This is a genomic window from Oleiphilus sp. HI0132 (assembly GCF_001635845.1).
Map to the genome: position 1 here is coordinate 1 of NZ_LWGJ01000689.1, position 702 is coordinate 702.

Here is a 702-nt window from a genome sequence, read left to right on the forward strand (position 1 = left end):
ATATCAAGCACCTGTGCTTGAACGAAACGGGCCGCCTTTCCGGGCATAAATTAGACGAATACCAGGTTGTATCCTATGACCTCGCCTACGCTTCTGCTGAAATTGCAGCCGCTAGCTCAATCTGTGATTACGCTGAAAAAATCAGAGCCTCTAAAGGCGAACAAGAAGAACTCTACCTCGAAGAAACGATTGCATTGATGTTCTGTGCTGAAGCCGTACAAAGCACTAAAGCTCGTCTAGCCACCAAACCCAGAGAGTTTGGTTTGTCTAAAGAACAGTTTGCTGAAAGCTTTGACAACGATGCTGTTGTGGATTTCTGCGACACCTACCTGCAAACTGCTAAACTTGTTGAGCTTGGTAAAATCATGCTAGGTCAAGATGGCTGCACAACTGATCCTTTACTTGATGAAGATAAAGAAATCATGCGTGAATCATTCCAGCGCTTTGCAACAGACGTTGTCATGCCAAAAGCAGAGCATATTCATCGCGAAGATTTGATGGTTCCTGATGAAATTCTAAAGCCATTGGTTGAAATGGGCTGTTTCGGTTTGTCTATTCCAGAGCGCTACGACGGCTTACAGCCAGACGACCGTGAAGATAACATGGGCATGATCGTTGTAACTGAAGAACTGTCTCGTGGCTCTTTAGCCGCAGCAGGTAGTTTGATTACACGTCCTGAGATTCTTTCTAAAGCTCTCATGG

Annotated in this window: 1 protein-coding gene; it reads left to right on the forward strand. The window is 45.2% G+C overall.

Translation table 11 applies throughout. The features are described from left to right. Nucleotides 1-17: 17 nt before the first annotated feature. A partial coding sequence (locus A3766_RS31940; RefSeq protein ID WP_231882863.1) for an acyl-CoA dehydrogenase family protein occupies nt 18-702 on the forward strand: 685 nt, incomplete at its 3' end.